This window comes from Nocardiopsis sp. RV163 (genome assembly GCF_001029525.1).
GTDB classification, from domain to species: Bacteria; Actinomycetota; Actinomycetes; order Streptosporangiales; family Streptosporangiaceae; genus Nocardiopsis; species Nocardiopsis dassonvillei.
The window spans coordinates 1-3,284 of the sequence record NZ_LEKI01000290.1 but is presented as its reverse complement, the minus strand read 5'-3'; the positions used below and the strand labels follow the sequence as shown (position 1 = coordinate 3,284).

At 73.8% G+C, this 3,284-nt stretch carries 3 protein-coding genes; all 3 read left to right on the top strand.

Going from position 1 to position 3,284, the window contains the following annotated elements; translation table 11 throughout:
* Nucleotides 1-65 precede the first annotated feature (65 nt).
* The 3 genes from ABD54_RS26115 to ABD54_RS26105 all read left to right on the top strand — a co-directional run bounded on the left by ABD54_RS26115 (nt 66) and on the right by ABD54_RS26105 (nt 3,102).
* On the top strand, nt 66-1,181 hold the full coding sequence (locus ABD54_RS26115) for a ScbA/BarX family gamma-butyrolactone biosynthesis protein (RefSeq protein ID WP_235432208.1): 1,116 nt from the start codon (nt 66-68) through the stop codon (nt 1,179-1,181).
* A gap of 35 nt (nt 1,182-1,216) precedes the next feature.
* Nucleotides 1,217-1,966, top strand: coding sequence for an HAD family phosphatase (locus tag ABD54_RS26110; protein WP_047872208.1), 750 nt, complete (start codon nt 1,217-1,219; stop codon nt 1,964-1,966).
* 80 nt (nt 1,967-2,046) lie between these two features.
* A complete protein-coding gene (locus ABD54_RS26105; RefSeq protein ID WP_047872207.1) occupies nt 2,047-3,102 on the top strand; it encodes a 3-oxoacyl-ACP synthase III family protein in 1,056 nt (351 codons plus the stop codon).
* Nucleotides 3,103-3,284 lie beyond the last annotated feature (182 nt).

The window sequence follows — 3,284 nt, the reverse complement described above, 5'->3', positions numbered from 1 at the left end:
CCCGCCGTACCGCGGGAGACGCTCCCCGCTGCGGCCCCCAGATCAGGACCACAAGCCCGAGGAATGTGAGACAGACCATGCAGATGCCCGTGCACGACCTCCTCAACGGCGCCACCGACACCGTGACCGCCGACCCGGAGGGCCCGGCCCTGGACTACGAGCGGACCGTTGACCGCACCGTCGTCCACCGGGAGTCGTTGGCGGAGGTCTTCGTCACCGACACCCAGCCCCTCGGCGGGGACGCCCACGCGGCCGCCGCCCAGCTCCCCCGCTCGCACGCCTACTACGGCGACCACCTGCTCCGCCCCCGCCGCCACGACCCCGTGCTGCTGCTCGAAGCGTGCCGACAGGTGGGGCTGGCCATCGCGCACACCCACTACGGCGTCCCCTTCGACCACAAGTTCGTGCTCACCACCTTGGGCGTCACCATCACGCGCCCCGAACTGATGACGGTGGGGACGGCTCCGTGCGCACTCCGCATGCTCTGCTCAGTCGGGGACAAGAGGGTCAAGGAAGGACGCGTGGTCGGCTACGACGCCAGGTTCCGACTCTTCGTCGGCGGCACGGAGGTCGGCAACGCCGTCGTCGGGCTGCGGTTCAAGTCCCCGGCGGGCTACGAGGCGCTGCGTCTGAGCAACCGCTCCGGCGAGCCGGTCCCCTCCACGGAGACATTCGAATTCACCGTCGGCGGGGAGGTCCCCGCCCCCTACCTCGTCGGCCGGTCGAACGGCGACAACGTGGTCCTGACCGGACTCGCGGGGGCCGGGGAGACCGTGTCGGCCTCCCTGCGCGTGCTGCCCCAGCACCCGAGCCTGTTCGACCACGCCCAGGACCACCTGCCGGGCATGGTCCTGATCGAGGCCGGGCGCCAGTTGGCCCTGAACACGCTCCTGGAGGTCCGGGGCACATCGCCGGCCAAGGCCTACCCGACCGAGATCACCGCCACCTTCACCAGCTTCGGCGAACTGGAGCCCCGGACCGAGATGCGGGCCGTCACCGCTCCGGCGGGAGCGGAGGGGGCCGAGGAGGACGGCGTCTACTACACGCAGGGCGGAATCGTGGAGTTCCCCGCGCCCACCGCCGGCCCGGAACCCGCCCCGGCCTCCGTCGAGGTGGACGTGCTCCAGAGGGGCGCGTCGATCTGCCGGATCGAGGTCGGCCTGGTCCGCCTCCCCGTGTGAAGCGGACCGTACCGACCCCTGAGACAGGAGAAGCCATGACCCTTCCGAGCGGAGCGCGCACCCCGGGTCCCCGGGGGCGCGGGATCGCGTTCTTCGACGTGGACGAGACGCTCATCGGACCGAAGAGCATGTTCTCGTTCCTGGAGTTCCACCTCGGGAACGGCTCCAGGCCGTCCGGCTCCTACGAGCGGGCCGTGGCCCACCTCAGGGCGGCGGCCGCCCGGGGCGCGCCCCGCCAGGACGTCAACCGCCTCTACTACCGCATCATGGCGGGCGAATCCGTCGAGGGGCTGCGCGCCGAGGGCCGGGCGTGGTTCTCCGAGGCCGCGCGCGTGCCGGGCTTCTGGCACACGCCGGTGCTGGAGCGCCTGCGCCGACACCGGGCCGAGGGCGACCTGGTCGTCCTGCTCTCGGGTTCCTTCTTCGCCTGCCTGGACCCGATCGCGGAGGAGGCCGGAGCCCACTGGGCACTGGGCACACGGCCGGTCGTCCGCGGCGGGTGCCTGACCGGTGAGGTCCTCGTCCCGGTGATCGGAGCGACGAAGGAGACCGCGGCCAGGGCCGCCGCGGCGGTGAGGGGCGTACCCCTGTCCTCGTGCACCGCCTACGGAGACCACTCCAGCGACCTCGCCCTGCTGTCGGCCGTGGGAGTCCCGGTCGCCGTCGGCGAGGACGCGACGCTCACTGCGCACGCCGAGGCCAACGGGTGGGGACGCCTCCGCTCCGGCGGCCCGGGCCCCGGCGCTCCGGAGGGAGCCCCGCCCCTCCCGTCGGTGGACGCCTGACGCCGGCCCGGGAGCGCCTCCGCGCGGTGCGGAGGCGGACCCGGGCCCTCCCCGCAGACCAGCAAGAAGGAGAGAGCACGATGACCATCGCCATCCTCGGCACGGGCTCGTACCTGCCGGACGAAGTGGTCGGCAACGAGCCGATCGCCCGCACCGCCGGTGTCACCGACGAGTGGATCCGCCGCAAGACGGGGATCCGCGAGCGCCGACGCGCCGCCCCCGACCAGGCCACCTCCGACCTCGCCGCGGCGGCCGGCCGCCGGGCCCTGGCGCAGGCGGGCGTCTCCGCGGACCGCCTTGCCTACGTCATCGTCGCCACGTCCACCCCGGACCACCCTCAGCCCGCGACGGCCAGCATCACCCAGCACCTGCTCGGGGCGCGGTCCGCGGCGGCGTTCGACGTCAACGCCGTGTGCAGCGGGTTCGTCTACGCCCTCTCCGTGGCCGAGCACCTGCTGCGGCCGCGCGGGGAGGCCTACGCGCTGGTCGTCGGCGCGGACATCTACTCCCGGATCCTCGACTACGGCGACCGCAGGACGGCGGTCCTGTTCGGCGACGGCGCGGGCGCGGTCCTGCTGGGGCCCTCGCACGACCGCGGCGGCGTCATGGGGACGCAACTGCTCACCGACGGGGACCACCACCACCTGATCAGGGTTCCGGCCGGGGGCTCGCGCCTGCCCGCCTCCGCGGAGACCCTGGGGCAGGGCGGGCACTTCTTCACGATGGAGGGCCGCGGCGTGCGCGAGTACGTCACCCGGCGGCTGCCCGAGGCGGTCCACCGGATGCTCGACGGCTTGGGAGTGGACCGGGAGGAGATCCGCCACTTCGTGCCCCACCAGGCCAACGGCGCCATGCTCGAGGACGTCTGGCCGTCGCTGGGCCTGGGCAGCGCCCACCTGCACCTGACCGTGCAGACCCACGGCAACACGGGTTCGGGATCGGTGCCCGTCGCGCTGGACACGGTGCACCGCGCCGGACTGCTCGAACGGGACGACCTCGTCCTGCTCGCGGGGTTCGGCGGCGGCATGAGCGTCGGTCTGGCCCTCGTGCGGTGGAGCCCGGTGGCCGCGAGGGCGGCCTCCCCGGTCCGGCCGGTCCGCTCCGCGGGGACGACTCCGGCCCACGTGCCCGCGTGACCCCTCCCGGGCCGCAGGGCGGGCGGGGCGTGTCCGGTTCCCGGGGCCGTGCACGCTCCGTCCCGGGACGTGCGTGAACGGTCGGTGTCCCGACCGTGGGGGCGCGGCCTCTTCCGGACGCCTTTCCCCGGACGCCTTTCAGGACGGCTCGTGGAGCGCCCCTTCGGGCGACTCTCCGGGAA